The sequence below is a fragment of the Rhodopseudomonas palustris genome, from assembly GCF_034479375.1.
Taxonomy (GTDB): domain Bacteria; phylum Pseudomonadota; class Alphaproteobacteria; order Rhizobiales; family Xanthobacteraceae; genus Rhodopseudomonas; species Rhodopseudomonas palustris_M.
In genome coordinates this window covers 2,951,936-2,977,713 of sequence record NZ_CP140155.1, presented here as the reverse complement: position 1 = coordinate 2,977,713, position 25,778 = coordinate 2,951,936, and the positions used below count along the sequence as shown (strand labels likewise).

Below are 25,778 nucleotides of genomic sequence, written 5' to 3'. Positions count from 1 at the left end.
GATGCCGGCATTTTTTATCGACAGGCCGATTTTCGCCTGGGTCGTCGCGCTGTTCATCTGCCTTCTCGGCGCGATCTCCATTCCGTTTCTGCCGATCGCGCAGTACCCGATCATCGCGCCGCCCTCGATCGCGATCGCCGCCCAATATCCCGGCGCCTCGCCTGAGAACCTGTACAACAGCGTCACCCGGCTGATCGAAGAAGAGCTCAACGGCGCCAACGGCATCCTGAATTTCGAATCGACCTCCGACTCGCTCGGTCAGGTCGAGATCATCGCCAATTTCGAGCCCGGCACCGACACCGAAATGGCGTCGGTCAACGTTCAGAACCGCATCAAGCGCATCGAGGCGCGGCTGCCGCGCGCGGTGTTGCAGCAGGGCATCCTGGTCGAGGAAGCCTCCAGCGCGGTGCTGCAGATCATCACGCTGAGTTCGACCGACGGCTCGCTCGACGAAGTCGGCCTCGGCGACTTCATGATCCGCAACGTGCTCGGCGAAATCCGCCGCATTCCCGGCGTCGGCCGCGCCACGCTGTATTCGACCGAACGCGCGCTGCGGATCTGGATCGATCCCGACAAGCTGGTCGGCTACAATCTCACTGCGGGCGAGGTCACCAAGGCGATCGAGGCGCAGAACGCCCAGGTCGCGTCCGGCGCCGTCGGCGCCGAGCCGAGCGCCAAGGGGCAGAAGACCTCGGTGCTGGTGCTGGTGAAGGGCCAGCTCTCGTCGGCCGACGAGTTCGGCGCGATCGTGCTGCGCGCCAATGCGGACGGCTCGACCGTCCGGCTGCGCGACGTCGCGCGGATCGAGATCGGCGGCTTCACCTATCAGTTCAACACCCGCCTCAACGGCAAGCCGGTGGCCGGCCTGTCGGTGCTGATGTCGCCGACCGGCAACGCGCTGGCGACGGCGAGCGCGGTCGAAGCCAAGATGAAGGAGCTGTCGCGCTTCTTCCCCGCCAACATCAAATACGAGATCCCCTACAACATCACGCCGGTGGTCGAAGCCTCGATCACCAAGGTCGTCTACACGCTGCTCGAGGCGGTGGTGCTGGTGTTCGTGGTGATGTTCCTGTTCCTGCAGAACATCCGCTACACCATCATTCCGACCATCGTGGTGCCGGTGGCGCTGCTCGGCACCTGCGCGTCGTTGCTGCTGTTCGGCTATTCCATCAACATGCTGACGATGTTCGGCATGGTGCTCGCCATCGGCATTCTGGTCGACGATGCGATCGTCGTCGTCGAAAACGTCGAACGCATCATGGCCGAGGAGGGGCTGCCGCCGAAGGAAGCCACCCGCAAGGCGATGACGCAGATCACCAGCGCCATCATCGGCATCACCGCCGTGCTGATCGCGGTGTTCGTGCCGATGGCGTTCTTCCCGGGTTCGGTCGGCATCATCTACCGGCAGTTCTCGGTGACGATGGTGTCGGCGATCGCGTTCTCGGCGCTGCTGGCGCTGTCGCTGACGCCGGCGCTGTGCGCCACGCTGCTGAAGCCCGTCGTCAAGGGCCACGCCCACGCCGAACGCGGCTTCTTCGGCCGCTTCAACCGCATTCTGGACGGCACCCGCGAGCGCTATTCGCGGATCGTGCGGTGGAATCTCGGGCGAACGGGCCGGCTGATGATTCTCTACGCCGTGCTCCTCGCCGTGCTCGGCTGGGGGCTGGCCCGGATGCCGGGCGGCTTCCTGCCGATCGACGACCAGGGCTTCATCACCGTCGACCTGCAGACGCCGTCGGATTCGTCCTACAACCGGACCTACGATGTGATCAAGAAGGTCGAGGACTATCTGCTGAAGCGCGACGGCGTCGACAACGTCACCTTCCTCACCGGCTTCAGCTTCCTCGGCCAGGGCATGAACGCCGCGCAGGCCTTCGTCACGCTGAAAGACTGGTCCGAGCGCGGCGCCGACGCTTCCGCCGCTGCGATCGTCAACGACGCCAACAAGACGCTCGGATCGGTGCGCGATGCGCGCATCGCGGCGCAGCAGCCGCCGCCGATCGACAACCTCGGCACGTCGTCGGGCTTCAGCTTCCGGCTGCAGGATCGCGGCCAGAAGGGATACGATGCGCTGGTCCAGGCCAGTCAGCAACTGGTCGCCGCCGCCAACGCCAGCCCGATTCTGCAGAACGTCTACGTCGAGGGCCTGCCGCCGGCGCCGGTGATCAATCTGGTGATCGACCGCGAGAAGGCCAGCGCCTTCGGCGTCACCTTCGAGGACATCAACAATACGGTCTCGACCAATCTCGGCTCGGCCTATGTCAACGACTTCCCGAACCGCGGCCGGATGCAGCGCGTCGTCGTGCAGGCCGACATTCCCGACCGGATGAAGGCCGACGACATCCTGACCTACAATGTCAAGAACAGCCGCGGTCAGCTCGTGCCGCTGTCGTCGTTCGCGACGATCGAGTGGTCGAAGGGCCCCACCCAGATCGTCGGCTTCAACTACTATCCCGCGATCCGCATGAGCGGGGAGGCGCGGGCCGGCTACACCACCGGCGATGCGATCGGCGAAATGGAGCGGCTCGCCGGACAGTTGCCGCGCGGCTTCGGCTACGACTGGACCGGCCAGTCGCTGCAGGAAAAGCTGTCGGGCTCGCAGGCGCCGTTCCTGCTGGCGCTTTCGGCGCTGGTGGTGTTCCTCGTGCTCGCCGCGCTGTACGAGAGCTGGACGATTCCGGTCGCGGTGCTGCTGACGGTTCCGCTCGGCATCGTCGGCTCCGTGCTGGCAGCGACCACGCGGGCGCTGCCGAACGACGTGTACTTCACGGTGGGCCTGATCACGATCATCGGGCTCGCGGCGAAGGACGGGATTCTGATCGTCGAGTTCGCCAAGGACCTGCGCAAGGAAGGCAAATCGTTACGCGACGCGACGATGGAGGCCTGTCATCTCCGGTTCCGGCCGATCCTGATGACCGGCCTCGCCTTCTGTAGCGGCGTGCTGCCGATGGTGATCGCCTCGGGCGCCGGCGCCAAGAGCCAGCAGGCACTCGGAACCGGCGTGATGGGCGGCATGATCGCGGTGGTGATCCTGGCGCTGCTGATGGTTCCGGTGTTCTTCGTCGTGGTGCAGCGGTTTTTCGCCGGCGATCGGTCCGACGATCCGGTCACGGCGCCCCACGAGGTGCCGATGCACCCGCAATTGCCGAAGGACACCGCGTAGTTGCCGTCGTCCGGCAATCCCGCCGGGCGGCAGGAACCTTTCTGAAAACCTCTCGTTGGTTGTCGACAGATCGTCACTACTACTCGTCGACACCCAACTCTGGAGGATTTCATGGACGGAGAGCAACCTATCAGCTGGCTGATGTTTTTCACCCTGGCGGCCGGCCTCGCGATCGTCGCATTCGCGTTTCTCAACTTCATCAAGTCGCGGTCCAATCGTGCCGTGGCCGCCGATACGCTCGAAGGCAACGGCCATGGCCGCGGTGCCGCACCGGATGGTGCACTGCCGGAACTGATCGGCGTCACCGTGTTTGCGCTGGTCGCGATGGGCCTGTTGGCGACCGGCGTGACCGCGCGCAACGACACCCAGACGGCGCAGGTGTCGCAGCCGGCGGCCACCGGCAGCGCGGCGGGTAACGCCACCGGCGCCGCCAGCGGCAACACCACCGGCATGGCGCAGCCGCAGGGAATCCAGAACGAGCCGAAGCGCTATCAGCCTGCCAATCCGGGCACCGATCCGCGCGTCGCGCCGACCGGATCCGACGCCGGCGTCGGCAGTTCGCCGGGCAATACCGGCACGCTGACCAAGTAACCGGCTGCACATATTGGCTGGACAGGAAATCGGGGGCCCAAAAAGCCCCCGATTTTTTTGTGAGCCGCTCCCCCTCTCAACACGTCATGGCCGGGCTTGTCCCGGCCATCCACGTATCTCGGAGCATCGTCGGCTCCAAACGTGGATGCCCGGGACAAGCCCGGGCATGACGAAGTGGGGTCGTTCAAATCAGACGATATGTCCGCGGCGAACTACGCCTTCGCCGCCTCATAGGCGGCGTTCTGCTGCTGCATCAGCTCGATCTTCTCGCGGATCTTGTTGCGCTGCGCGGTCAGCGTCGCGACGATCGCCGGCGCGGCCGCCGAGGCCTGCACCGCCTCGTCGTATTTGGCGAGGTTGCGCTTTTCACCGTCGATCAGGCCGGGCAGCACGCTGCCGTCCAACCCGTCGAACAGCGAGCGCACGCTCATGATGGTCTGGTGAACCACGCTCATGAACGACCCGCTGTCGTCGGCCTCCTCGCCGGCATTGATCAGCATCCCGCCGAGCTCTTCGGAATTGCCGTGATGCAGCGCGATCATGTCGCGGAACAGCGACGTCAATCCCTTGCCCTCGGCGTCTTCCAGCGCTTCCTGGTAGCCGTTGCGGGCGTCGATTTCGCTGGTATGCAGCGTCTTCAGGTGATCGAGAATGTCCTTGTCCAATTGAGCCTCCCTGCTCGGTTCAGGAGCACGCGACCGGCCGCAGGCGGGCCGCCTCCTGGCCCGCTAACTGGGAGCACGAAGACGAGTTCCCCGTCGGAACTGCTGGATCGGGAGGTTTGGCGCATGATCCCGAAAACGAAAAGCCGGATTTCGGAAAAGATCATGCTCAATCAAAAAGCTAGAGCTGCATGACGATTCGAAGATAACTCATCATGCTTTAGTTGCGCCGCTCGGACTCGTCGGGCTCGAGCCCATAGGGTTTGACCAGCGCCCAGACGTGCGCTGGTACCATGTTCTTGATCTTCTGTTTGTAGTTCCGCCGCAGATGCAGCACGGTCTCCACCGCCTTCATCTCCACCCGGGCGCGGCCGAACTCCAGCCCGCGCGGGCCGACCTTCGGCATCAGCCATCCCATGAACGGCCGCAGCCAGTTCGGCATCCCGCGCACCGGCAATCCGCCGGCGGCGAGTTCGGTGTTCTTGAGGAAGCCTTTCACCGGCGCGGTGCGGTTGCCTGCGCTGGTCGGCTCGCTGAGCTTCACTTCGTCGCCGAGCAGATTCAGCAGTTCTTCGCCGCGCTCGTTGCGCACCAGCAGCCATTGCTCGCCGCGCCCCGCCATGTAGCCGACCGTGATGTCGGCGAGCGTATTGGTGTAGTCGACGCAGGTGCGGCAGGTGATCGGGAAGAAATCCGGCTTCAGCTTCGAGATCGGCAGCAGCAGGAACGGGATCGCCTGCACCCGGCCGTCGGTGAAGCGCAGCTCGACGTGATAGTCGGCGCGGAACTCGAGATAGGTGATGGTGTCCGGCTGGTCCGACAACAGATCGAGAAATTCGTGGAAATTCTCGGTGGTGGTGTTGTCCGAGCACGGCGTGCCGATGACATACAGCCGCTCGAAGCCGAGTTTCTGCTCCAGCGAGCGCAGCGCATAGACTTGGCACGGAATCCCGATCACCGCGATCCGCTTGTAACCGGCGGCGCGCGCCGGCTCCAGCAGCGCCAGCGATGGCGCGTAGCCCATCCGCATGCCGCGGCATTGCGCCATGCCTTCGGGGCTGGTCACCAGGACCGGCATCGGCTTCCATTTGTCGGCCGGGTCCGGCGCCATCGTCAGCACCGCGTCGACCGCGCCGGTTTCGAGCAAACGTTCGCCGATCCTCGTGGTGATCCCGGTCCATTGCGCGTTTTCGCGCGGCTGCTTCATCGCCGCCTGCAGCATCCGTCCGTACGGACCGAAGAACGCCTCGTCCGGCTTCGACGGATCGCGGTTGCGGCCGTGGACCTGCCGCTCCATCGCCGGGTAGTTGGGCTTGATGAACTGGCAGGCCTGGCCGCATTGCTTCGGATCGCTCATTCGCGACACGCCGCAATCGGTGCACAGTTCGCGCGGTGCGGGTTCGTTCAGCGGCGGCGACCAGACCGGCGCGTGAGCTTCGAGATGATCTACCATCCGCGTGTTCCCGGGCCGCCCTTGAATGGGCCGACGATCGTCGAGGTGATCCAGCCGCCGTAGAAATCGCCCTGCTGAGGCTGAACGCGTTCGTCGCCGACGTAGCAGGCGTCGACCCGCGAGGCGTAGAAGGCGAGATGGCCGGCGATCGGCGCAAATGTCGGCGTCGGCGACGGATAGCTCCAGGCGGCGTTGTCGGAACGGCGGCCGCCGGCCTCGATCGACCAGTAGCCGGCCTCGCCTTTGAACTCGCACCAGGACGATCCCGGCGCCTTGCGCATCAGGTCCATCCGGATGTCGGCCTGCGGAATGTAGTAGACCGGCGGGTGACTGGTCTCGAGCACGCGAAATCCCGCGACGCTGTCGGCGATGGTCTCGGTGTCGAACACCACGCGCAGCCGCATGGGCACGGGTTCCAGTCGCGGCGGGCGCGGATAGTCCCACACCGATTCCTGGCCGCTCGCGGGGATCTCGCGCCTGGGTCCGAACATCGTGCGGTTTCTCTATTCGGCGGCGGCGACCGTCGCCATTCGCCATAAGTCAGGCTCCACCGATCAATAGAGCCAAAGCCGGGCGACGGATAGATCTGCATCAAAGGCGCGGCCGATCGCCACCAGCCCGATCCGCCGCAGCCGCGTGATGTTCAGCGGCGTTTCGATGCGATGCGGAACGAACTGCACGAACGGCAGGTGCACCACGGTCCATCGCGGCGGCGCGGCAAAGCCCTCGCGATAGGATTGCTGCGGCCGGACCATGTCGGTGGTGCGCAGATGGACGCCGTAACGTTCGCCGTTGCCCGACACCTCGATGCTGACGCCGGTGAAGCCGCCGGCGTCGTAAGCGCCGCCGTCGGGCGCCAGATCCATCGCGATCTGGATGAAGCCGCCATTGTTCTCGGTCGAGACCGCGCCGCGCATCCGCGCCGCCGGACGGCCGCCGACCTCGGTCGCCTGCAACGTGCCCTGCGAGACTCCGCCCATCACCGCGTCGGTGACCAGACGCCAGCGCCGCTCGCCGCCTGCGGGCCAGAGCTCGATCTGCATCAGCGGATCACCATCGGGAACGTCACCGCGATCGCCCAGGCGAACAGGATCGCATTGGCCAGCGCGCCGGGCAGGGGGTGGTTGGTCGCCTTGTAGGTCCAGTTGCTGATCAGGCCGAAGGCGATGAACAACAGCAGGATCACCGGCACGATGATGATCAGGAAGAACAGCTTCTGCAGATTGAGCGCGACCGCGGCGGCGAGCGAGGCGAGGAAGCAGAATTTCGCCAGCGCATAGGCGCCGCGTCTGGCGCCCGCGCCATGCGCCATCCATTCCGCGGTGAGAAAATACGGGATGGTGCCGCAGGCGACCGCGGCGATCAGATGCAGCCGCGGTTCGATCGGCATGAACGAGAACGCGTAGGTGTCGAGCGGCACGCCGAAGCCGATGATGTTGTAGGCGATCGCCGCCACCGACGCGATCGCCAGCGCCGCGATCGCCACCCGCGGATGGGCGGGATCGGGCAGCGACTCCAGTCGCTCCAGTCCGCGTTGGTGATGCGTGGAAGCATGGGCATGGGCATGCGCCTTGCGCCCGCGCCGGCGGATCAGCAGCAGGATCGCAGCGGTCAGCGCGCCGTACAGCAGGAAATGCAGCGTCAGATAGTCGCCGAGCAGGATGGTCAGGAAGTCGGTCGGCGCCTTCCACAGCAGCAGCGGCGTCAGCACCGCGGGGACGATCGCGGCAATCAGCAGCGGCTTCCAGGCCAGACTCGCGCCCATCGGCAGCGGCGCCGCCTGCGGCAGCAGCTTCGACAGCGGCCACGCCAGCGCGATCAGGCCGCCGAACAGCAGCGCCAGCCAGACCGGACGGCGATCGATCCAGCCGGAGCTTTGCCGGCCGAACGATTCGTTCATCCACTGCAGCGATTCACGCAGGCTGTCCTGGCTGTACAGCACGCCGATATGTTCGACGCCGGACGAGAACGCCACGCGCCGCGCGGTGCCGTCGCCGAAGCTGCCATAGGTGCGCCCGGCCGCCGCACCGCCGCCGGTGAGCTGATTGACGATGCGCAAGCCCTCGTCCTTCAGCATCTGCGGTTCCCAATCGCCGACGATCACCAGCAGATTGTGCGGCAGGGTCGGCGTCGATTTTCGGGTGAACACCGACACCGCGACGGTGGCGGAGATGTCCGGGTGCGCCACCGCGTAGGCGACCACGATGTCGGACGCCATCGAATGGCCGAGCACCGCGGCGCGGCCGTCGCTTTGCGGCAGCGCGCGGGCGTAGTCGGTCACCCGGGCGAGGTCGTCGACCAGCACGCCGGTGATCTTGGTCGGCTCGTCGACGTCGCCCACCATCGTCACCGGATTGCGGCCGTGGCCGGTGAAGTCGAACGTCACCGCGATATAGCCGTTGCGCGCCATGGTCTGGGCGAACGGCTGCATCAATTGCTGCGAGCCGGCGAAGCCGTGCGCGATCACCACCACCGGCGCCCGCGTGGCCGACGGCTCGCGGAACACCGTGACTGGGGTCTGGCCGACGGTGGCGTGGGTGACGATCAGATCGCCGGTGGCGCGGTGGAGCTGCCACAGCGCGGCGCCGATCGCGATCACCGCGACGATGGCGACAAGCAACCGCGCGGGGCCGAGCCTGCCGCCGGGCTTCATCGATCCTCACCGGCGATGTGCTTCATCCGGATTCTGCGCACCGTCCACCAGATCGTGAATGCGGCGATCGGCACGAAGGCCGCGGTGACGAGGCTCGGCTCCACCGTGATCTGGCCGGTGTCGTGCAGGCCCTTCACCACATAACCGAACAGTCCGACCACGTAGTAGGTGATCGCCGCGGTGGAGAGGCCCTCCACGGTCGCCTGCAGCCGCAATTGCAGCCGCGTGCGCGCGTTCATCGATTTCAGCAACTCCTGATTCTGCTGTTCGAGTTCGACATCGACGCGGGTGCGCAACAGATTGGCGGCGCGGGCGAGCTTCAGCGACAGGTCGGATTGCCGCGCCTCGGTGGTGGTGCAGGTCCGCATCGCGGGCTTCATCCGGCGCGCCAGGAACGACGACCAGGTCGGCAGCCCGCCGACCTTGCGTTCGCCGAGCGTCGCCAGCCGGCCCGTCATGATCTCCTCATAGGCGCGGCTGGCGCTGAACCGGCCCAGACTTGCGGCGGCGCCGGCTTCGACTTCGGCGGCGAGCTCGGTCAGTTCGTGCAGCAGCTTGTTGTTGATGGCGAGATCGCCCGCCTTGCGCATCTCGGCGGTGACTTCGGCGAGGCGGCGCTCGCCGTTGCTGATCGAGGGGCCGAGCCGCTGCGCTTCGGGCAGGCCGAGCAGCGCCAGCGTGCGATAGGTCTCGATTTCGAGCACGCGCTGCACCAGAGCGCCGGCACGCTCCGGCGCCATGCCGCGATCGACCACCAGCACCCGAACGAAGCCCGACGGACCGGGCTGAAAATCGGTCGCATAGACCGCCGCGCCGTCGGAGTTTTCCGCGACGGCGAGGCTGGCGCGGTCGAACAATCGTTCCGGCGAGGTGCGCGGCGGATCGTCCGGCAGGATGTGCAGGTCGACCGCCACGAACAGCGGTCCAGGCTGCGGGATCAGCCGCATCGGCGACGCCAGCGACGACGCCTCGGGGTGGAACGGCGTGGCCAGCGGATCGGCGGTGAATTCCCACGTATAGGTGGTGAATTCGGAATGCTGTTCCCAGCGCAGCATCGTCGTGCCGAACGAGGCGCGATGATGCTTCTCGCCGGCCGGCGGCGGCTGCAGCCCGCGCGATTCGCAGAAATTCGTCAGCGCGAGGCGATCGGCCTTGGCCCTGTCGCCCGACGTATCGAACGCGAAATGCAGCACGCGCGCCGGCACCGCGATCGCGGTGAATGGGCGCGCGTGAACCTCGCCGAGCACGACCGCCCGCAAAGGATGCGGCGAAAGTCTACAATCGCCGTCACCAATCAGAACTTCAGCCGTCATCGGTATTTTGACCTTGCTCAACATTGCGTCGATTGACTTGAGTAGCATTGCAGCGCGATGGACAGAAGCCGAAAGGTTTTGCCCGCGCTGGCCGGGTGGGGCCGTCGCTGGCTCCGGACTTGCTCGAAATCAACGACCTCGGCGCCCGGTCGGGGTCTGACGAGAATTCCGGTAGTCATCTGTTTGCAATCTGGCTCGGACTGGTATGGTTCGACCGTAAGTCGCCGCGGGCCCTTCGCGGTCGTCGAATGGAGCATGTGGTGAAAATTCCAGTCCGCATTGGGACGCGCAAGAGCGTGATGGCGCTTGCCCAGACCGAGGACATTGCCGCCCAGTTGCGCGCAGCCGCGGACGAACTCGATCCCGAGATCGTCAGGTTCGAGACCGTCGGCGACAGCGACCAGGTCAGCAAGCTGCTGCCGCATGGCGGCAAGGGCGGCGCCTTCGTCGCCGAGATCCGCGCGGCGATGCTGCGCGGCGAGCTGCATTGCGCGATGCACTCGCTGAAGGACATGCCCGCCAACGAGGAAACCCCCGGACTGATCGTCGCAGCCACGCTGGCGCGCGATCCGGCCAACGACTCGATGGTGCTGCGCAAGGGCCTGACGCTCGACGAGCTGAAGAAGTCGCGCGGCAAGGGCTACACCATCGGCACCAACGCGGTGCGGCGCGCGGCCTATGCCAAGCGGCTGTTCCCCGAGGTCGAGGTGATTCATTTCCGCGGCGCGGCCGACACCCGCATCCGCAAGCTCGACAATCGCGAGAAGCAGCGCATGCCCGACGGCGGCGAGGTCGGCCCGGCCGACGCGCTGATCATGGCCCGCTCGGGCCTCGAGCGCGTCGGCTTCGTCGACCGCATCGTCCACGACTTCACGCCGCAGGAGATGCTGCCGGCGGCGGGGCAGGGCATCGTCGCGGTCGAGTGCCCGGTCCACGAGTGGCAGACCCGCAAATATCTGGCGCTGATCGACGATCCCAAGGCGCGGCTGTTCTGCGACGCCGAGCGCGAGGTGCTGTGGGTGCTGAACGGCCACTGCAATTCGCCGATGGCGGCCTATTCCACCATCAACGGCTCGGAGATGACGCTGAGCGCCTCGGTGCTCGACGAGGCGGGTGGTTTGTTCATCGAGGCCTCGCGCACGGGGCCGGCCAATCGGCCCCGCGAGCTCGGTCGCACGGTCGGCCTTGATCTGCTGGACAAGGGCGCCGCCGCGATCATCGAAAAGACGCGGCCGGAGTGACCCATCCCATGGCGACCGTATTTCCGTTCTCAGCCATCGTCGGCCAGGAAGAGATGAAGCTCGCGCTGCTGATCGCGGCGATCGATCAGAAGGTCGGCGGCGTGCTGGCGTTCGGCGATCGCGGCGCCGGCAAGTCGACCGCGGTGCGCGCGCTCGCTGCCTTGCTGCCGAAGATGAAGACCGTGGTCGGCTGTCGCTACAATTGCGATCCCGATCTGCCGGCGCGGTTCTGCGAGGAGTGTCAGGAGAAGGCCAAGCACGGCAAGGTCAAGTCCGCGCAGGTGCCGGTGCCGGTGGTCGATCTGCCGCTCGGCGCCACCGAGGACCGCGTTGTCGGCGCGCTCGATCTCGAACGCGCGCTGGCCAAGGGCGAGAAGGCGTTCGAGCCCGGCCTGCTGGCGCGGGCGCATCGCGGCTTCCTGTACATCGACGAAGCCAACCTGCTCGAAGATCATCTGGTCGATCTGTTGCTCGACGTCGCCGCCTCCGGCGAGAACGTGGTCGAGCGCGAAGGCCTCTCGATCCGCCATCCGGCGCGCTTCGTGCTGGTCGGCACCGGCAACCCCGAAGAAGGCGAGTTGCGTCCGCAACTGCTCGATCGCTTCGGCATGTCGGTCGAGGTCAAGACGCCGGACACGCTGCCGGAGCGGATCGAGGTGGTGCGCCGCCGCGATGCGTTCGAGAACGATTCTGCCGCGTTCCTCGAGCACTGGTCGAAGGAAGAAGCCAAGCTGCGGCGCAAGATCACCCAGGCCAAGGACCGGCTGCCCGACGTCAGCGTCCCCGATGCGGCGCTGGAGCGTGCCGCCAGGCTGTGCATGACGCTCGGCACCGACGGCCTGCGCGGCGAACTGACGCTGATGCGCGCCGCCCGCGCCTTGGCTGCGCTGGAGCACGACAAGATCGTCACCGACGATCACCTCAAGCGGATCGCGCCGTCGGCGCTGCGGCATCGGCTGCGCCGCAATCCTCTGGACGACGCCGGATCGAGCGTTCGTGTCGATCGGGCGCTCGCTGAAATCTTCGGATGAGCATCTCGCTGTCATGGTCCGATGCGGTGACCGCGGCGCAGTTGTTCGCGGTGGACCCGGTCGGCACCGGCGGCGTGCTGCTGCGCTCGCGCGCCGGCCCGGTGCGCGACCGCTGGCTGGCGACGCTGCGCGCCGCGCTGCCGCCTGATCGGCCCTATCGGAACTTGCCGCTGCATATCGCCGACGGCCGCCTGCTCGGCGGTCTCGATCTGTCCGCCACGCTGCTCGCCGGCCGTCCGGTCGCCGAGCGCGGCCTGCTCGCCGAAGCCGATGGCGGCGTGCTGGTGGTGGCGATGGCCGAGCGGATGCAGTCCTCGACCAATGTGTATCTGACCGCCGCGATGGACGCGCAGGAGACCGCGGTCGAGCGCGACGGCCTGTCACTGCGGATGCCGGCGCGGTTCGGCGTGGTGGCGCTCGACGAAGGCCTCGAGGACGAGTTCTCGCCCGCCGGCCTGCGCGACCGGCTCGGCTTCCATCTGGATCTCGATCAATTCGCCTGGCGCGACACCGAGGACTTCCCGGTCCTGCTCGACGACATCGTGGCGGCGCGCGCGCGCCTGTCCACGATCAAGGTCGAGAGCGCGCAGATCGAAGCGATCTGCACCGCCGCTGCCGCGCTCGGCATCATCTCGCTGCGCGCGCCGCTGCTGGCGCTTCGTGCGGCGCGGGCGAGTGCGGCGCTGTTCGATCGTGTCATCATCGAGCAGGACGACATCACGCTGGCGGCGCGACTGGTGCTGGCGCCGCGCGCCACCGTGTTTCCGCAAGCCGATCAGCCCGACCAGGCCGAGCCGCCGCCGCCCGAGCCGCCGCCGGAAGACAATTCCGAAGACAACAACGATCAAGAACAGCAGACCCCGGACATCGACAAGGCGCTCGACGAGGTGATCCTCGCCGCGGTGAAAGCCGCGATGCCGCCCGGCGTGCTGGAAGCGCTGCGCGCCTCCGCGGGCCGCGCGCGCGCCCGCTCCGCCGGCAAGGCCGGCGAGTTGCAGAAGTCGAAGAAGCGCGGCCGGCCCACCGGAAGCGTGCGCGGCGAATTGCGCGACGGCTCCAAGCTCAACGTCATCGAGACGCTGCGCGCCGCAGCCCCCTGGCAGCCGCTGCGCCGGCGTCAGGCCGAAGGCCGCAGCGGCAGCGCGCCGCGCATTCTGGTCGAGAAGGACGATTTCCGGATCGCGCGCTTCAAGCAGCGCACCGAGACCATCACCATCTTCGTGGTCGACGCCTCCGGCTCCGCCGCGCTGCATCGGCTCGCCGAAGCCAAGGGCGCGGTCGAGTTGTTACTTGCCGATTGCTATGTGCGCCGCGATCAGGTGGCGATGATCGCGTTCCGCGGTTCGATCGCCGAGATCCTGCTGCCGCCGACGCGGTCGCTGGCGCGCGCCAAGCGCAGCCTCGCCGGCCTGCCGGGCGGCGGCGGCACGCCGCTCGCGGCCGGGCTCGACGCCGCCTTCATGCTGGCCGACTCGATCAAGCGCAAGGGCCAGACCCCGACGGTGATCGTACTCACCGACGGCCGCGCCAACATCGCGCGCGACGGCGCGCCGGGCCGGCCGCAGGCCGAGGAAGACGCCAAAGCCTCGGCCCGACAATTCCGCGTCGCTGCGATCAACTCGGTGGTGATCGACATGTCGCCGCGGCCGGGCCCGCAGGCCGAGGCCTTCGCCAAGGAAATGGACGCGCGCTATCTGCCGATGCCCTACGCCGACGCCAATGTGCTGGCGAAGGCGGTGACTGCGGCGACGCGCTAGAACGTCTCATCGATTGATCGACATGGCCCTTGCCAAATGCACTGACTCCTCATCCTGAGGAGCCCGGCGAAGCCGGGTGTCTCGAAGGATGGGGAGACGCAATGCCGGCGGCCATGGTTCGAGACGGCGCTGCGCGCCTCCTCACCATGAGGTTGTGCCTGTGGTGAGTGTCCCGGAACGCCAGTGCCGATTCCATCGGAGACAGAACTGCACTGGATGCGAGCTCGTTTCGAGTGAACGGCGCCGCTCAGGCGTCCAGCACGAAGGTGCCGCTGCCGTCCTCGTTCGAGGGCTTGGCGTCAGTCCATTGCTCGGACGGCTTCTCCGCAGCGAGTCGTTCGACGCGCGCTTCGGCCACGGAGTTCCGGGCCGGTGGCCGGGCGATCCGCCACTCCAGCTCGTTGCGGTTCTGCAGTTCACTGAACTTCACCGCGAAGCCATCGCTGCGGTGGCGGACGACGCGGCCGACGCAGCCGCCGACCGCCAGCGGCGTGCCGATCTCGGGCTGAACGTCGGCGGACACGGCGACGCCCGAAATCGACATGTCGATGACGAAGCAGGTGTGCATGCTGCCGTCGGCAAGGATCAGGCTGGAATGCGGGCAGGCGGGAACGATCCGGGCCTGCTCCCGCGCATCGACGATCGCCGGGTCGCTCAGCTTCTTCTCGAGCCAGCTCAACTGGTTCGACAGCCGCTCGCGCATCGCGCGGGTGACGGCGAGCTCGAGCAGGAACCCGCCCGGCACGGTGTCGCTGATATGGCCGTCGAGCTTGCCGAAATCGCTGAAATACGACGAGATCGAATCCCCGACGCGGCCGACGACCGGCACGTCGACGATCATCCGGAACGGCGATACCCGACTGGTCCGGCAGGCGAAGTTCCGCGGCTTGCCGTTCTGGTCGTACCAGTTCGCCAGCGAGTAATTGCCACCCACGGCGATGTTGACGGCGCGCTGCTTGAGAAAGGCCCGGACGGACACGGCTTGAACTCCTCCAGGTAGTTGCTGCCTCTACTAAGCTCCGTGGATTTACGAAGGCCAGTCATTTCGAGAATGGCTGCCGCCTTGGTTATCGAACGATTATTCGGCCGCGCGATTGTCGGAACGCTTTGTTGTCATGTTGAATCGGCTGCCGGAACTGCCTGCGGGACGGGCATTTTCTACATCCGGTGCGATCATTTTGATTGTGTTGCTACCAGCGGTGACGTCCGGCGGGAACTCGCAACGCGTCCCCGCCGAAAGGAGCTCGGTCGATCGGCACGAAAAAAGCCGGCGCTCGCGCACCGGCTTCGATCGTCGATGCGGAGGTCTCAGCCTTTGTAGGCGCGGACCCGCTTCACCATCTGCTCGACATGCGCGACCGGGGCCTCCGGGGTGATGCCGTGGCCGAGATTGAAGATGTGACGGCCGCCCGAGAAATTCTCCAGCACGTCGTCCACGCCCTGGTCGAGCGCCGAACCGCCGGCGATCAGCAGCAGCGGATCGAGGTTGCCCTGAACCGCGACCTTGCTCTGCACCTGCTCGCGAACCAGGTTCGGCTCGGCGGTCCAGTCGATGCTCACGGCGTCGACGCCGGTGCGTTCGATGAAGGCCGGCAGCAGCGCGCCGGCGCCGCGCGGGAAGCCGATGATCTTGGCGTCCGGCTTGACCTTGCGGACGCCCTCGACGATGCGGCGAGTCGGCGCGATGCACCACTTCTCGAATTCGCGCGGCGGCAGAATGCCGCCCCAGGTGTCGAAGATCTGCAGCACGTCGGCGCCGGCTTCGAGCTGCTTCAGCAGATACTGAATCGAGCTCTCGACGAGCACGTCGATGATCTTGGCGAAGGCGCCGGGGTGCTGATACGCCATCAGCCGGGCCGGATGCTGATCCGACGTGCCCTGGCCGGCGACCATATAGGTCGCGACCGTGAACGGCGCGCCGCAGAAGCCGATCAGCGTGGTTTCCGGGGCGAGCTCGCTGCGCACGATGCGAAGGGCTTCGAACACCGGTTCGAGCTTGGACATGTCGATCGCGCCGTTCAGCGTGCCGACCAGGTCCGGCGAATTCAACGGATCGAGACGCGGGCCCTCGCCGACCTCGAAGCGGACCGCGCGTCCGAGCGCGTAAGGCACCACCAGGATGTCGGAAAAGATGATCGCGGCGTCGAAGCCGAAGCGCCGGATCGGCTGCAACGTCACCTCGGCGGCGAGCTTGGCGTTGAAGCACAGGTCGAGGAAGCTCCCGGCTTCGGCGCGGGTCGCGCGGTATTCCGGCAGGTAACGGCCGGCCTGCCGCATCATCCACATCGGGGGAGAGGCCTGCCGATTGCCGGAAAGCACCTCAATGAACGGTTTCGTCACCAGTTTCTGTGTCAAGAGAGATACCCATTGTTATACGACAAGCGTTCTTGACGGTCTGATACACTGCGCACACCGTCTTGGCCACGTCGAGATGCGGCCGGAGCGGCCGCGAACAGGAATTTCGAGATGAACGCAACCGCACCCACCCCCGGATCGACCGCGACGCGCAACGAAAACCCGAACCTTCCAGCACCGGTCTCCGGAGAGCGCCACGACATCGACAGCTTGGCCGGTCGGCTGACCTATTGGACCGCGTCGCCGGCGACACCGACGTCGGAGCCGCCGATGCTTCTCGTCCACAGCATCAATGCGGCGGGATCGGCCTACGAGATGAAACCGATCTACGAGCACTACGCCAGGAGCCGCCCGGTCTACGCGATCGAGTTGCCGGGCTTTGGTCATTCCTCGCGCGCCAAGCGTCAATACACAATTCGGATGATGACGGATGCGATCCACGCCGCCGTCGCCGAGATTCAGAAGATCCACGGCGACGCGCCGTTCGACGCGGTCGCGTTGTCGCTCGGCTGTGAGTTTCTCGGGCGCGCCGCCGACGAGTCGCCGAAGCCGTTCCGCAGCGTGGCATTGGTGAGTCCGACCGGCTTCGATCGCCGGCAGGTGCGCTGGGTCAAGGGTTCGCGGGCGATTCCGTGGCTGCATGCATTCTTCGAAAACCCGCTCTGGAGCGAGACCGTGTTCGGCCTGCTGACGAAGAAATCGGTGATCGCCTGGTTCCTGCGCAAGACCTTCGGCTCGCCCAACATCGATCAGGGCCTGCTTGACTACGACTATCTGACGACGCATCAGCCCGGCGCCCAGCACGCGCCTTATTACTTCGTCTCGGGCTATCTGTTCAGCCAGGACATCCTGCGGATCTATCAGGATCTGAAGATGCCGGCGTGGCTGTCGCACGGCGTGCGCGGCGATTTCGTCGATTACGGCAACAAGAGCACCGTCGAAGGCCGGCCGAACTGGACCGTCACCGTATTCCAAACCGGCGCGATGCCGCATTTCGAAATGCCCGCCGAATTCCTGCGCACCTACGACGAATTCCTCGCCCGGGTCGCCAAGCAGCCGGCCTGAGGCGCGAGCGGTCATGCCACGGCCTGCCAACACGACAAGCCTCATCCTGAGGAGCGGCCCGCAGGGCCGCGTCTCGAAGGATGGAGCCCCACATCCTCATGGTTCGAGACGCCCGCGGAGCGGGCTCCTCACCATGAGGGGCCTGTAGCCGGGGTAGGCGATGAGCGAGCTCGTCTGGAGCCGGGACGGCGTCGACTGGCCGCACCGCGAGGCCAGCCGGTTCGTCGAGGCCGGCGGCTTCCGCTGGCACGTCCAACTGATGGGGCCGGCGGATGCGCCGGCGCTGCTGTTGATCCACGGCACCGGCGCGGCGTCGCATTCCTGGCGCGGTCTCGCGCCGCTGCTGGCGCAGCATTTTCGCGTGGTCGCGCCGGATCTGCCCGGCCACGGCTTCACCCAGTCGCCGCGCGCGCACCGGCTGTCGCTGCCGGGCATGGCCGGCGATCTCGCCACGCTCCTACGGGTGCTCGGGGTGTCGCCGCAGATCGTGGTCGGGCATTCCGCGGGGGCTGCGATCGCGGCGCGGATGTGCCTCGACGGCAGCATCGCCCCAAAGCTGCTGATCAGCCTCAACGGCGCGTTTCTGCCCTATGGCGGGCCGGCCGCGAACATCTTCTCGCCGCTGGCCAAGATGCTGGTGCTGAATCCGTTCGTCCCCGGCTTCTTCGCCTGGCAGGCCGGCAGCCGCGGCGCGGTCGAGCGGCTGATCGGCAATACCGGCTCGACCATCGATCCGGTCGGAATCAAGCTGTACGGCAAGCTGGTCGGAAATTCGGCCCATGTCGCCGCCGCGCTGCGGATGATGGCGAACTGGGAACTCGAGCCGCTGCTGAAGGCGCTGCCGAATCTGAAGCCGCAACTGGTGCTGGTCGCGGCCGATGGCGACCGCGCGATTCCGCCCTCGGTCGCCCGTAAGGTGCTGGAAATTCAGCCGAAAGCGGTGCTCGAACGGATTCCGGGGCTGGGCCATCTGGCCCATGAGGAGCGGCCGGATTTGATCGCGGCGCTGATCGAGCGATATTCGCACGAGGTGGGGCAAAATGTCGAATAGATCAAAGACAGCGGTGTAACGTTCGCATTACACATTTGGACTGGTTCGGCTGTCAATTTTTCGTTACAGTGGTCCCCATGCTCGATCCCGGTCTGAAACCCACTTCTCGTCTTCCACGCGATCAGGCACCGCACGCGGTGGTGATCGGCTCCGGCTTTGGCGGTCTTGCCGCCGCGGTGCGGCTCGGCGCCAAAGGGTACCGGGTAACCGTTCTCGAAAAACTCGATGCGCCCGGCGGCCGCGCTTACGTCCACAAGCAGGACGGCTTCACTTTCGACGCCGGCCCGACCATCGTCACCGCGCCGTATCTGTTCGAGGAGCTGTGGACGCTGTGCGGCAAGCGGATGTCCGACGACGTCACGCTGAAGCCGATGTCGCCGTTCTACCGCATCCGCTTCGACGACGGCACCTTCTTCGATTATTCCGACGACCGCGACGCGGTGCTGGACCAGATCGCGAAATTCTGTCCCGACGACGTCCCGGCCTACGACCGCTTCATGGCGGCGTCGCAGGCGATCTTCAAGGTCGGCTTCGAGCAGCTCGGCGATCAGGCGTTCAGCCGCTTCACCGACATGCTGAAGATCGCGCCGGACATGATCAAGCTGGAGAGCTATCGCAGCGTCTTCGGCCTGGTCGCCAAGCACTTCAAGGACCCGAAGCTTCGGCAAGTGTTCAGCTTCCATCCGCTGCTGATCGGCGGCAATCCGTTCATGTCGAGTTCGGTGTACTGCCTGATCACCTATCTAGAAAAGCAGTGGGGCGTGCACTCGGCGATGGGCGGCACCGGCGCGCTCGTCACCGGCCTGGTCAAGCTGATCGAAGGCCAGGGCAACGAGATCCGTTACAAGCAGGACGTCCGCCGCATCGTGGTCGACAACGGCGCCGCCCGCGGCGTCGAGCTCGCCGACGGCGAACTCATCAAGGCCGACATCGTTGTGTCGAACGCCGATTCGGCCTCGACCTATCGCTATCTGCTGGCGCCGGAGACCCGCAAGCGCTGGACCGACGCCAAGATCGAGCGCTCGCGCTACTCGATGGGCCTGTTCGTCTGGTACTTCGGCACCAAGCGGCGCTACGACGACGTCAAGCATCACACCATTCTGCTCGGGCCGCGCTACAAGGAACTGATCACCGACATCTTCTCGCGCAAGATCGTCGCCGATGATTTCAGCCTGTATCTGCATCGCCCGACCGCGACCGATCCGTCGCTGGCGCCGCCCGGCTGCGATACGTTCTACGTGCTGTCGCCGGTGCCCAACCTGCTCGGCGACATCGACTGGACCACCAAGGCCGAGAGCTATCGCGCCTCGATCGCCAAGATGCTCGGCGCCACCGTGTTGCCCGATCTCGAAAATCAGGTGGTGACCTCGAAGCTCACCACGCCGCTGGATTTCCGCGACCGGCTGTCGTCGTTCCGCGGCGCCGCGTTCGGGCTCGAGCCCGTGCTGTGGCAGAGCGCCTGGTTCAGGCCGCACAACCAGAGCGAAGACGTCAAGAACCTGTATCTGGTCGGCGCCGGAACGCATCCCGGCGCCGGTCTTCCCGGGGTGTTGTCCTCGGCGCGCGTGCTCGATTCCCTGGTCCCCGAGGCCGACAGTCTGGTGACGTCATGACCGTAAACTCCGATATGCTGGCCTGCCGCGTGATGATCAAGGAAGGCTCGCGCACCTTCCACGCGGCGTCCAAGGTGCTGCCGCGCCGGATCAGCGATCCGGCGATCGCGCTGTACGCGTTCTGTCGCGTCGCCGACGACGCCGTCGATCTCGGGCTCGATCGCAGCAATGCGGTCGAAGTGCTGAAGGACCGGCTCGATCGCGCCTGCCGCGGTCTGCCGCGGCCGTATCCGTCGGACCGCGCTTTCGCCGATGTGATCGCGCGCTTCTCGATTCCGCCGGCGATTCCCGAGGCGCTGATCGAAGGCCTCGAATGGGACTCGCAGGGCCGCCGCTTCGAGACGCTGTCGGATCTCTACGGCTATGCGGCGCGCGTCGCCGGCACCGTCGGCGTGATGATGACGCTGGTGATGGGCCAGCGCAGACCGGACATCGTCGCGCGCGCCTGCGATCTCGGCTGCGCCATGCAGCTCACCAATATCGCCCGCGACATCGGCGAGGACGCCCGCAACGGCCGCATCTACATGCCGCTGTCGTGGATGCGCGAAGCCGGGCTCGATCCCGAGACCTGGCTCAAGGACCCGAAATTCACGCCGGAGATCGCCGGCATCGTCAAGCGGCTGATCGACACCGCGGACACGTTGTACGATCGCGCCACGCTCGGCATCGCCAACCTGCCGCGCTCGTGCCGTCCCGGCATCTTCGCCGCGCGTGCGCTCTACGCCGAGATCGGCCGCGAGGTCGAGCGCTCCGGGCTGGATTCGGTGTCGTCCCGCGCCGTGGTGTCGACCGGGCGCAAGCTCGCGGTGCTGTCGCGGATGTTGGCGTTCCAGGAAACCGAATGGGCGCCGGCGAAGTATCTGGCGACGCGATTGGGCGACATGGAAGAGACCCGCTTCCTGATCGACGCCGTGATCGCCCACCCGGTCCGCGACGTGCCGCCGGTCCCGCGCGTCAAGCCGATCGAGCAGAAGGTCGCCTGGCTGGTCGACCTGTTCACCCGCCTCGAACGCCGCGACCAGATGCTGCAGCGCAGCCGGGTGTAGTTCGGTCAACTTGTACCAACCTTCGTCATGCCCGGGCTCGTCCCGGGCATCCACGAACGACGCTTGCGCCGTGCCCGGACCCGTGGATGGCCGGGACGAGCCCGGCCATGACGCCGAGTGTGGTGTGCGGCCTTGCTCCAATCAGCGTCGCCTCAACCGCCACCGATTTGCAAAAACTCTCGAAGCCGCCAAACTGGCGTGATACCGATGGCGTGGAAACGCGCAATGGATCACGGCCATGACGATCGACATTGACCTCGACACCACCACCCCGAACGCCGTCGAGGCCCGGCGCAGCCGCGCGCGCGCCTGGTTCGAGGGGCTGCGCGACCGGATCTGCACCGAGATCGAAACGCTGGAGCGCGAGGCGCCGGCCGAATTGTTTCCCGGCGAGCCTGCGACCTTCAGCTACAAGCCGTGGCAGCGCAAGACCGGCGCCGGCGGTGGCGTCGGCGGTTTCCTCTCGGGCGGCCGGCTGTTCGAAAAGATCGGCATCCACACCTCGTCGGCCAACGGCACGCTGACGCCGGAGATGGCGAAGAACCTGCCCGGCGACGGCGTCACGCGCGACTACGTCTCGACCAGTATCAGCCTGATCATGCATCCGCGCAGCCCGCTTGTGCCGACCGTGCACATGAACACGCGGTTTCTGTCGACGTCGCAGGGCTGGTTCGGCGGCGGCGCCGATCTGACGCCGATGCTGCCCGCGCAGCGCAGCCAGGACGCCGAGGACGCGGTGACCTTCCACGCCGCCATGAAGGCCGCCTGCGACGCGCACGATCCGACCTACTACGCCAAGTTCAAGCCGTGGGCGGACACCTACTTCTTCCTGCCGCATCGCGGCACGGCGCGCGGCGTCGGCGGCATCTTCTACGATCACCTCAACAGCGGCGATTTCGAGCGCGACTTCGCCTTCACCCGCGACGTCGGCTCCGCATTGCTCGACATCTATCCCAAGATCGTGCGCAAACGCATGGTCGAGCCGTGGACGGAGGAGGAGCGGGCGCAGCAGCTCGCCTGCCGCGGGCTCTATGTCGAGTTCAACCTGCTGTACGACAAGGGCACGATGTTCGGCCTGCAGACCGGCGGCAACACCGAGACCATCATGAGCTCGATGCCGCCGCTGGTGAGCTGGGCCTGACGGAGCGCCGCGGTCGCCGATCATGGGAGGCGGATGGTGGAGGACTATTACGGACTGATCGAACTGATCCTCGTGTTCGCCTGCCTCGCGGTCGGCTGGTTCGTGCTCGAACGCCAGGGCAAACGCCTCGACCGCGCCCGCGCCGAGCGCGAGAAGAAGGAGTCGCCATGACCAGCGACAGCGCCTTCAACTATTTCGAAATCCTGATGCTAGGGATGTTTGCCGCGAGCTGGCTGGTGCTGGAGTGGCAAGGCAAGCGGCTGGACAAGAAGCGGGAAGAGGAGAAGGCGCGGAGCGAAACCATTCCGGACAAGCACTGAATCCGTCATGGCCGGGCTCCGTCCCGGCCATCCACGAATAGCCTCACAACGAGTCGTAGAGATCGTCCAAATTCCGATGAGCCGCCAGGAGACGAAACCCAATCCATCTGGTGCGGACGCCGCTCGTGGATGGCCGGGACGAGCCCGGCCATGACGGGGTTGGGACCATGTCTGCCACGTTTAGTCGGCTAACATATTTGGAAGGACGCCCGCCGTCATGGCCGGGCTCCGTCCCGGCCATCCACGAACAGCCTCACAACGAGTCGTACAGATCGTCCCAATTCGGATTTGTCGCGAGGATCAGGCGAACCTTCCAGGTTCGGCTCCAATGCTTGATGTTGTGCTCGCGCTGGATCGCCGTTCGGATGTCGTCGTAGGCTTCGAAGTACACCAGCCGCTTCAAGCCGTAGCGCTTGGTGAAGCCTGCAACGGCGCCGCTGCGGTGTTCATGGACCCTGCGCACCAGATCGCTCGTCACCCCGACATAAAGGATGCCGTTGGGCCGGTTGGTCATGAAGTACACGTAACCGCATCCCATGCGGTGAGTATGTCGTTCGTGGTTGGCCGGGACAAGCCCGGCCATGACGGTGTTGCAATGCTCCGTCAATCTTGGCGGTCATGGCCGGGCTCCGTCCCGGCCATCCACGAAAACGCGCTCGCCCGCTACTTCCTCCGCGGCATCCGGAACGGCAGCATTGCCTGCACCACCGGCATCTTGAATCGGTCCAGCGACAGGCTTTCGTGCATCAGCGTCACCTTCTCGCCGAGCAGCGTGGTGGCGACCATCGAGCGGGCGTAGAAGGGCGAGTCTTCGAGCGTGCGTAGCACCCGGGCGTCGGTCTCGCTGCGGGCGCTGCGGCTGACCTGCCAGCCGGAGCGGGCGAGCGGCAGCAGCGGCGGCGGGGTGAAGCGTTCCATGTTGCCTTGCGCGTCGAAGGTGATCGCCAGATCGACGCGGCTGCCGTCGCGGCGCTCGGCTTCGTACAGGATCGCGGTCTTGTCGCGCAGCGCGCCGCGCGCCCATTCCCAGTGCCGGAAGCCGGTCTCGATCGGCGCGTCGCCGGCGTTGCAGTCGAGATAGGCCTCTCCCTGCCAGGACAGCTTCGGCTGCTCCAGCGTCACCTCGATCCGCGATCGCGGCGCGATCGGCCACCAGCGGTGGTTGCCGTCTTCGTTCAGCACGAAGAAATCCTTGGTCACCGCCGTCGGAATCACGCGGACGCGGCCCTTGATCCGGCCCGGGATCGGCGCGCGCACTTCGTTGATGTTGATGGTCAGCGCACGGCCGTCCCAGGCGAGGTCGCTCGGTCCGATCAGCAGCGAACGCAGATTGCGCGCGACGCGGCCGCGCGAGCGCTCGGTCATGGTCCAGCGCTTGCTGTCGCTGTGATACAGCGCGACGTTGAGCGCGCAATGGTTCAGCGGGTCGGCCGGCGCGCCGCGCCGCGCGAATGCGTAGTAGGGCGAGAACACGCTGCCGATGAAGGCGATGATAGTGAGGCCCTCGCTGCCGTCGTCGCTGATCGCGTCGACATACCACCAGGCATAGCCGTTGTTCGGAACCTCGAGGTTGAATCCGGCGCGGCGTTCGTCGGTCTCGTTGGGCCAGGCAATCATCGATTCGTGTGCTTCGTACTTGCGCTGTGAGTGTCGCGCGTCGGTTCAGGTGGCGGCCGGCCGCAGCATCGGCTTCAAGCCCTGCAGCTCGGCCTCGAGATCGGCCACGAGGCTCGCCGCGGCGGCGCGGCCGGACAGGCCGGCCATCGGCACGCCGGGGCCGGGATGGGTGCTGCCGCCGGCCAGATACAGGCCGGGGATCTTCGTCCGCGCGCCGGGGCGCTCGAACGAGGCGGTCCAGCCGTGCGAGGCGCGGCCGTACAGCGCGCCGCCGGTCGCCGGAAACAGCCGGTTGAAGTCGGCTGGCGTCGTCACGGTGGTTTTGTCAGGCTGCTGCCGGATGCGCAAGCCGCAGCGCTCCAGCACGCCGAAGGTCCGTTCGGCGCAGCGCGCGATCTCGGCCGCGTCGAACGGCTTGCGGTCGCCGATCGGCGGCGCGTTGACCAGCACCAGCAGCTCTTCCTCGCCACCATCGCCGAGCCGCGCTTCGTCGTCGATACGGTCCTGGCCGCAGACATAGACGGTCGGCTCCTCGGGCACTTCGCCGCGCTCGAAAATATCCTTGAACTCGCGCGTATAGTCGCGCGAGAAGAACACCGAATGCCGGCTCAGCGGAAAGCCGTCGGTCTTCGCCACCATGCTCCAGGTCATCGCCGACAATGATCGCAGCTTCGGCGCCAGCGGCGGCACCGTGCGCTGTACCTTATCGCCGAACAATCCGCCGGGCAGGGCGCCGACATCGGCGTTGACGATCACCGATTGCGCCTCGATGCGTTCGCCGCTTGCGAGGATCACCCCGGCGGCGCGGCCGCCCGAGACCATGATCTCGCGGACTTCCTGATCGTAGCGGATGGTCGCGCCCAGCGACGCCGCGCAATCGGCGAGCGCGCGCGCCAGCGCATGCATCCCGCCCTCGATGATCCAGACGCCCTGCTGCTCGACATGCGCGACCAGCATCAGCGTCGCCGGCGCCTGAAACGGCGACGAGCCGCAATAGGTCGCATAGCGCCCGAACAATTGCCGCAGCCGCGGGTCCTTGAAGTAATCGCCGAGCGCGCTCCACATCGTGGTGAAAGGGCGGATCTTGCGCAGCTCCAGCAGCCCGCCGAGGCCGTTCGCGGTGGCGAGGCCGGGCAGGCTCGGCGCGGTGGCGCGCAGGAACGGCTTTTCCAGGATCTGATAGATCCGTCGGCTGTCGGCGCAAAACTGTCTGTAGCGCTTCGCCTCGGCGGGGCCGGCGAAGATGCCGATCGCGTCCGCCGATCGCGCCTCGTCGGCGAACAGATCGAGCCGCGTCTTCTCGTTCCAGGCGTGGCGTGCCAGGACCGACAGCGGCCGCAGCCGGATATGATCGGCGAAGTCGAGGCCTGCGCTCGCGAACAACTCCTCGAACACCCAGCGCATGGTGAACACCGTCGGGCCGCTGTCGATCCGCGCCGGGCCGATCCCGACCTCGCGGATTTTGCCGCCCGGCGCCGCGGCGCGCTCGAGCACCGTCACGTCCAGACCGCGCGCGGACAGAGCGAGGGCGGAGGTCAGTCCGGCCACCCCGGCGCCGATCACCACGACGCGATTCTTTGCGGTCTGATCTCTCAAGTCCGACTCCCGCTTCGCCTTAAGTGTCATTGCGCCATGTCATTGACACGTGTCCATAATAATTTACATTCGCGCATGACAAGTTAAATTGACACTTGCTGCGCTTAGAG

Annotated in this window: 23 protein-coding genes; 12 read left to right on the top strand and 11 right to left on the bottom strand. The window is 66.4% G+C overall.

Features of this window, described 5'->3' with window-relative positions:
- Nucleotide 1: 1 nt before the first annotated feature.
- Entirely contained in the window at nt 2–3,163 is a 3,162-nt protein-coding gene (locus SR870_RS13415) for a multidrug efflux RND transporter permease subunit (RefSeq protein WP_322514053.1), read from the top strand.
- Between the two features lie 111 nt (nt 3,164–3,274).
- Nucleotides 3,275–3,754, top strand: a complete 480-nt coding sequence (locus SR870_RS13410) for a hypothetical protein (RefSeq protein WP_322514052.1) — start codon at nt 3,275–3,277, stop codon at nt 3,752–3,754.
- Between the two features lie 212 nt (nt 3,755–3,966).
- Here SR870_RS13410 and SR870_RS13405 read toward each other — a convergent pair whose 3' ends face one another.
- From SR870_RS13405 to SR870_RS13380, 6 genes are all read right to left on the bottom strand, one after another.
- Nucleotides 3,967–4,419, bottom strand: a complete 453-nt coding sequence (locus SR870_RS13405; RefSeq protein ID WP_322514051.1) for a PA2169 family four-helix-bundle protein — start codon at nt 4,417–4,419, stop codon at nt 3,967–3,969.
- Nucleotides 4,420–4,636: 217 nt separating this feature from the next.
- Nucleotides 4,637–5,869, bottom strand: coding sequence for a Coenzyme F420 hydrogenase/dehydrogenase, beta subunit C-terminal domain (locus tag SR870_RS13400; protein ID WP_322514050.1), 1,233 nt, complete (start codon nt 5,867–5,869; stop codon nt 4,637–4,639).
- A complete protein-coding gene (locus tag SR870_RS13395) occupies nt 5,863–6,360 on the bottom strand; it encodes a DUF427 domain-containing protein (protein WP_322514049.1) in 498 nt (165 codons plus the stop codon). Before SR870_RS13395 ends, SR870_RS13400 begins: the two co-directional genes overlap by 7 nt.
- A gap of 63 nt (nt 6,361–6,423) precedes the next feature.
- Nucleotides 6,424–6,912 carry a CIA30 family protein gene (locus tag SR870_RS13390; protein ID WP_322514048.1) on the bottom strand — a complete coding sequence of 163 codons (489 nt, stop codon included), beginning with the start codon at nt 6,910–6,912 and terminating at the stop codon, nt 6,424–6,426.
- Nucleotides 6,912–8,522 carry an alpha/beta hydrolase gene (locus SR870_RS13385; RefSeq protein ID WP_322514047.1) on the bottom strand — a complete coding sequence of 537 codons (1,611 nt, stop codon included), beginning with the start codon at nt 8,520–8,522 and terminating at the stop codon, nt 6,912–6,914. Before SR870_RS13385 ends, SR870_RS13390 begins: the two co-directional genes overlap by 1 nt.
- The gene (locus SR870_RS13380) at nt 8,519–9,835 is read right to left on the bottom strand and encodes a DUF3422 domain-containing protein (protein WP_322514046.1); all 1,317 of its coding nucleotides are present in this window, start codon (nt 9,833–9,835) and stop codon (nt 8,519–8,521) included. The genes SR870_RS13385 and SR870_RS13380 overlap by 4 nt, the downstream gene beginning before the upstream one ends.
- A 260-nt stretch (nt 9,836–10,095) precedes the next feature.
- On the opposite strand from SR870_RS13380, the gene hemC reads away from it, so the two are divergent.
- Genes hemC through SR870_RS13365 form a run of 3 tightly spaced genes read left to right on the top strand, consistent with a single transcriptional unit; the run spans nt 10,096 to nt 13,864 of the window.
- Nucleotides 10,096–11,076, top strand: coding sequence for a hydroxymethylbilane synthase (gene hemC, locus SR870_RS13375; RefSeq protein ID WP_322514045.1), 981 nt, complete (start codon nt 10,096–10,098; stop codon nt 11,074–11,076).
- A gap of 8 nt (nt 11,077–11,084) precedes the next feature.
- A complete protein-coding gene (gene bchI / locus SR870_RS13370; RefSeq protein ID WP_322514044.1) occupies nt 11,085–12,107 on the top strand; it encodes a magnesium chelatase ATPase subunit I in 1,023 nt (340 codons plus the stop codon).
- Complete coding sequence (locus SR870_RS13365; protein WP_322514043.1) at nt 12,104–13,864, top strand: magnesium chelatase subunit D; 1,761 nt, start codon at nt 12,104–12,106, stop codon at nt 13,862–13,864. Before bchI ends, SR870_RS13365 begins: the two co-directional genes overlap by 4 nt.
- 247 nt (nt 13,865–14,111) lie before the next feature.
- Here the strand turns inward: SR870_RS13365 and SR870_RS13360 are convergent, their stop codons facing one another.
- Complete coding sequence (locus SR870_RS13360) at nt 14,112–14,843, bottom strand: PilZ domain-containing protein (RefSeq protein WP_322514042.1); 732 nt, start codon at nt 14,841–14,843, stop codon at nt 14,112–14,114.
- 329 nt (nt 14,844–15,172) lie between these two features.
- Complete coding sequence (hemE, locus tag SR870_RS13355) at nt 15,173–16,219, bottom strand: uroporphyrinogen decarboxylase (RefSeq protein WP_322514041.1); 1,047 nt, start codon at nt 16,217–16,219, stop codon at nt 15,173–15,175.
- A gap of 111 nt (nt 16,220–16,330) precedes the next feature.
- Between hemE and SR870_RS13350 the strand changes: the two genes are divergently transcribed.
- The 7 genes from SR870_RS13350 to SR870_RS13320 all read left to right on the top strand — a co-directional run bounded on the left by SR870_RS13350 (nt 16,331) and on the right by SR870_RS13320 (nt 22,455).
- The gene (locus SR870_RS13350) at nt 16,331–17,284 is read left to right on the top strand and encodes an alpha/beta hydrolase (RefSeq protein ID WP_322514040.1); all 954 of its coding nucleotides are present in this window, start codon (nt 16,331–16,333) and stop codon (nt 17,282–17,284) included.
- Between the two features lie 160 nt (nt 17,285–17,444).
- Nucleotides 17,445–18,335 carry an alpha/beta fold hydrolase BchO gene (gene bchO, locus SR870_RS13345; protein ID WP_322514039.1) on the top strand — a complete coding sequence of 297 codons (891 nt, stop codon included), beginning with the start codon at nt 17,445–17,447 and terminating at the stop codon, nt 18,333–18,335.
- Nucleotides 18,336–18,412: 77 nt separating this feature from the next.
- Complete coding sequence (locus SR870_RS13340; protein WP_322514038.1) at nt 18,413–19,948, top strand: phytoene desaturase; 1,536 nt, start codon at nt 18,413–18,415, stop codon at nt 19,946–19,948.
- Nucleotides 19,945–20,994, top strand: coding sequence for a phytoene/squalene synthase family protein (locus tag SR870_RS13335; protein ID WP_322514037.1), 1,050 nt, complete (start codon nt 19,945–19,947; stop codon nt 20,992–20,994). Before SR870_RS13340 ends, SR870_RS13335 begins: the two co-directional genes overlap by 4 nt.
- 238 nt (nt 20,995–21,232) lie before the next feature.
- Nucleotides 21,233–22,135 (top strand): oxygen-dependent coproporphyrinogen oxidase, encoded by a 903-nt coding sequence (hemF, locus tag SR870_RS13330; RefSeq protein ID WP_322514036.1) that lies wholly within the window; start codon nt 21,233–21,235, stop codon nt 22,133–22,135.
- A gap of 33 nt (nt 22,136–22,168) precedes the next feature.
- On the top strand, nt 22,169–22,306 hold the full coding sequence (locus SR870_RS13325; RefSeq protein WP_322518394.1) for a hypothetical protein: 138 nt from the start codon (nt 22,169–22,171) through the stop codon (nt 22,304–22,306).
- Entirely contained in the window at nt 22,303–22,455 is a 153-nt protein-coding gene (locus SR870_RS13320; RefSeq protein ID WP_322514035.1) for a hypothetical protein, read from the top strand. The genes SR870_RS13325 and SR870_RS13320 overlap by 4 nt, the downstream gene beginning before the upstream one ends.
- 253 nt (nt 22,456–22,708) lie before the next feature.
- On the opposite strand, the gene SR870_RS13315 is transcribed toward SR870_RS13320, so the two are convergent.
- From SR870_RS13315 to crtD, 3 genes are all read right to left on the bottom strand, one after another.
- Nucleotides 22,709–23,038, bottom strand: a complete 330-nt coding sequence (locus SR870_RS13315) for a GIY-YIG nuclease family protein (protein WP_322514034.1) — start codon at nt 23,036–23,038, stop codon at nt 22,709–22,711.
- A gap of 80 nt (nt 23,039–23,118) precedes the next feature.
- Nucleotides 23,119–24,072: a carotenoid 1,2-hydratase gene (locus SR870_RS13310; RefSeq protein ID WP_322514033.1), complete on the bottom strand. Its 954-nt coding sequence runs from the start codon at nt 24,070–24,072 to the stop codon at nt 23,119–23,121.
- Between the two features lie 45 nt (nt 24,073–24,117).
- Nucleotides 24,118–25,668, bottom strand: a complete 1,551-nt coding sequence (gene crtD, locus SR870_RS13305; protein ID WP_322514032.1) for a 1-hydroxycarotenoid 3,4-desaturase CrtD — start codon at nt 25,666–25,668, stop codon at nt 24,118–24,120.
- Nucleotides 25,669–25,778 lie beyond the last annotated feature (110 nt).

Coding starts and splice junctions, on each gene's coding strand:
- SR870_RS13415 (WP_322514053.1), top strand. CDS start 2: ATGCCGGCATTTTTTATCGACAGGCCGATTTTCGCCTGGGTCGTCGCG.
- SR870_RS13410 (WP_322514052.1), top strand. CDS start 3,275: ATGGACGGAGAGCAACCTATCAGCTGGCTGATGTTTTTCACCCTGGCG.
- SR870_RS13400 (WP_322514050.1), bottom strand. CDS start 5,869: ATGGTAGATCATCTCGAAGCTCACGCGCCGGTCTGGTCGCCGCCGCTG.
- SR870_RS13395 (WP_322514049.1), bottom strand. CDS start 6,360: ATGTTCGGACCCAGGCGCGAGATCCCCGCGAGCGGCCAGGAATCGGTG.
- SR870_RS13390 (WP_322514048.1), bottom strand. CDS start 6,912: ATGCAGATCGAGCTCTGGCCCGCAGGCGGCGAGCGGCGCTGGCGTCTG.
- SR870_RS13385 (WP_322514047.1), bottom strand. CDS start 8,522: ATGAAGCCCGGCGGCAGGCTCGGCCCCGCGCGGTTGCTTGTCGCCATC.
- SR870_RS13380 (WP_322514046.1), bottom strand. CDS start 9,835: ATGACGGCTGAAGTTCTGATTGGTGACGGCGATTGTAGACTTTCGCCG.
- bchI (WP_322514044.1), top strand. CDS start 11,085: ATGGCGACCGTATTTCCGTTCTCAGCCATCGTCGGCCAGGAAGAGATG.
- SR870_RS13365 (WP_322514043.1), top strand. CDS start 12,104: ATGAGCATCTCGCTGTCATGGTCCGATGCGGTGACCGCGGCGCAGTTG.
- SR870_RS13350 (WP_322514040.1), top strand. CDS start 16,331: ATGAACGCAACCGCACCCACCCCCGGATCGACCGCGACGCGCAACGAA.
- bchO (WP_322514039.1), top strand. CDS start 17,445: ATGAGCGAGCTCGTCTGGAGCCGGGACGGCGTCGACTGGCCGCACCGC.
- SR870_RS13340 (WP_322514038.1), top strand. CDS start 18,413: ATGCTCGATCCCGGTCTGAAACCCACTTCTCGTCTTCCACGCGATCAG.
- SR870_RS13335 (WP_322514037.1), top strand. CDS start 19,945: ATGACCGTAAACTCCGATATGCTGGCCTGCCGCGTGATGATCAAGGAA.
- hemF (WP_322514036.1), top strand. CDS start 21,233: ATGACGATCGACATTGACCTCGACACCACCACCCCGAACGCCGTCGAG.
- SR870_RS13325 (WP_322518394.1), top strand. CDS start 22,169: ATGGTGGAGGACTATTACGGACTGATCGAACTGATCCTCGTGTTCGCC.
- SR870_RS13320 (WP_322514035.1), top strand. CDS start 22,303: ATGACCAGCGACAGCGCCTTCAACTATTTCGAAATCCTGATGCTAGGG.
- SR870_RS13315 (WP_322514034.1), bottom strand. CDS start 23,038: ATGGCCGGGCTTGTCCCGGCCAACCACGAACGACATACTCACCGCATG.
- SR870_RS13310 (WP_322514033.1), bottom strand. CDS start 24,072: ATGATTGCCTGGCCCAACGAGACCGACGAACGCCGCGCCGGATTCAAC.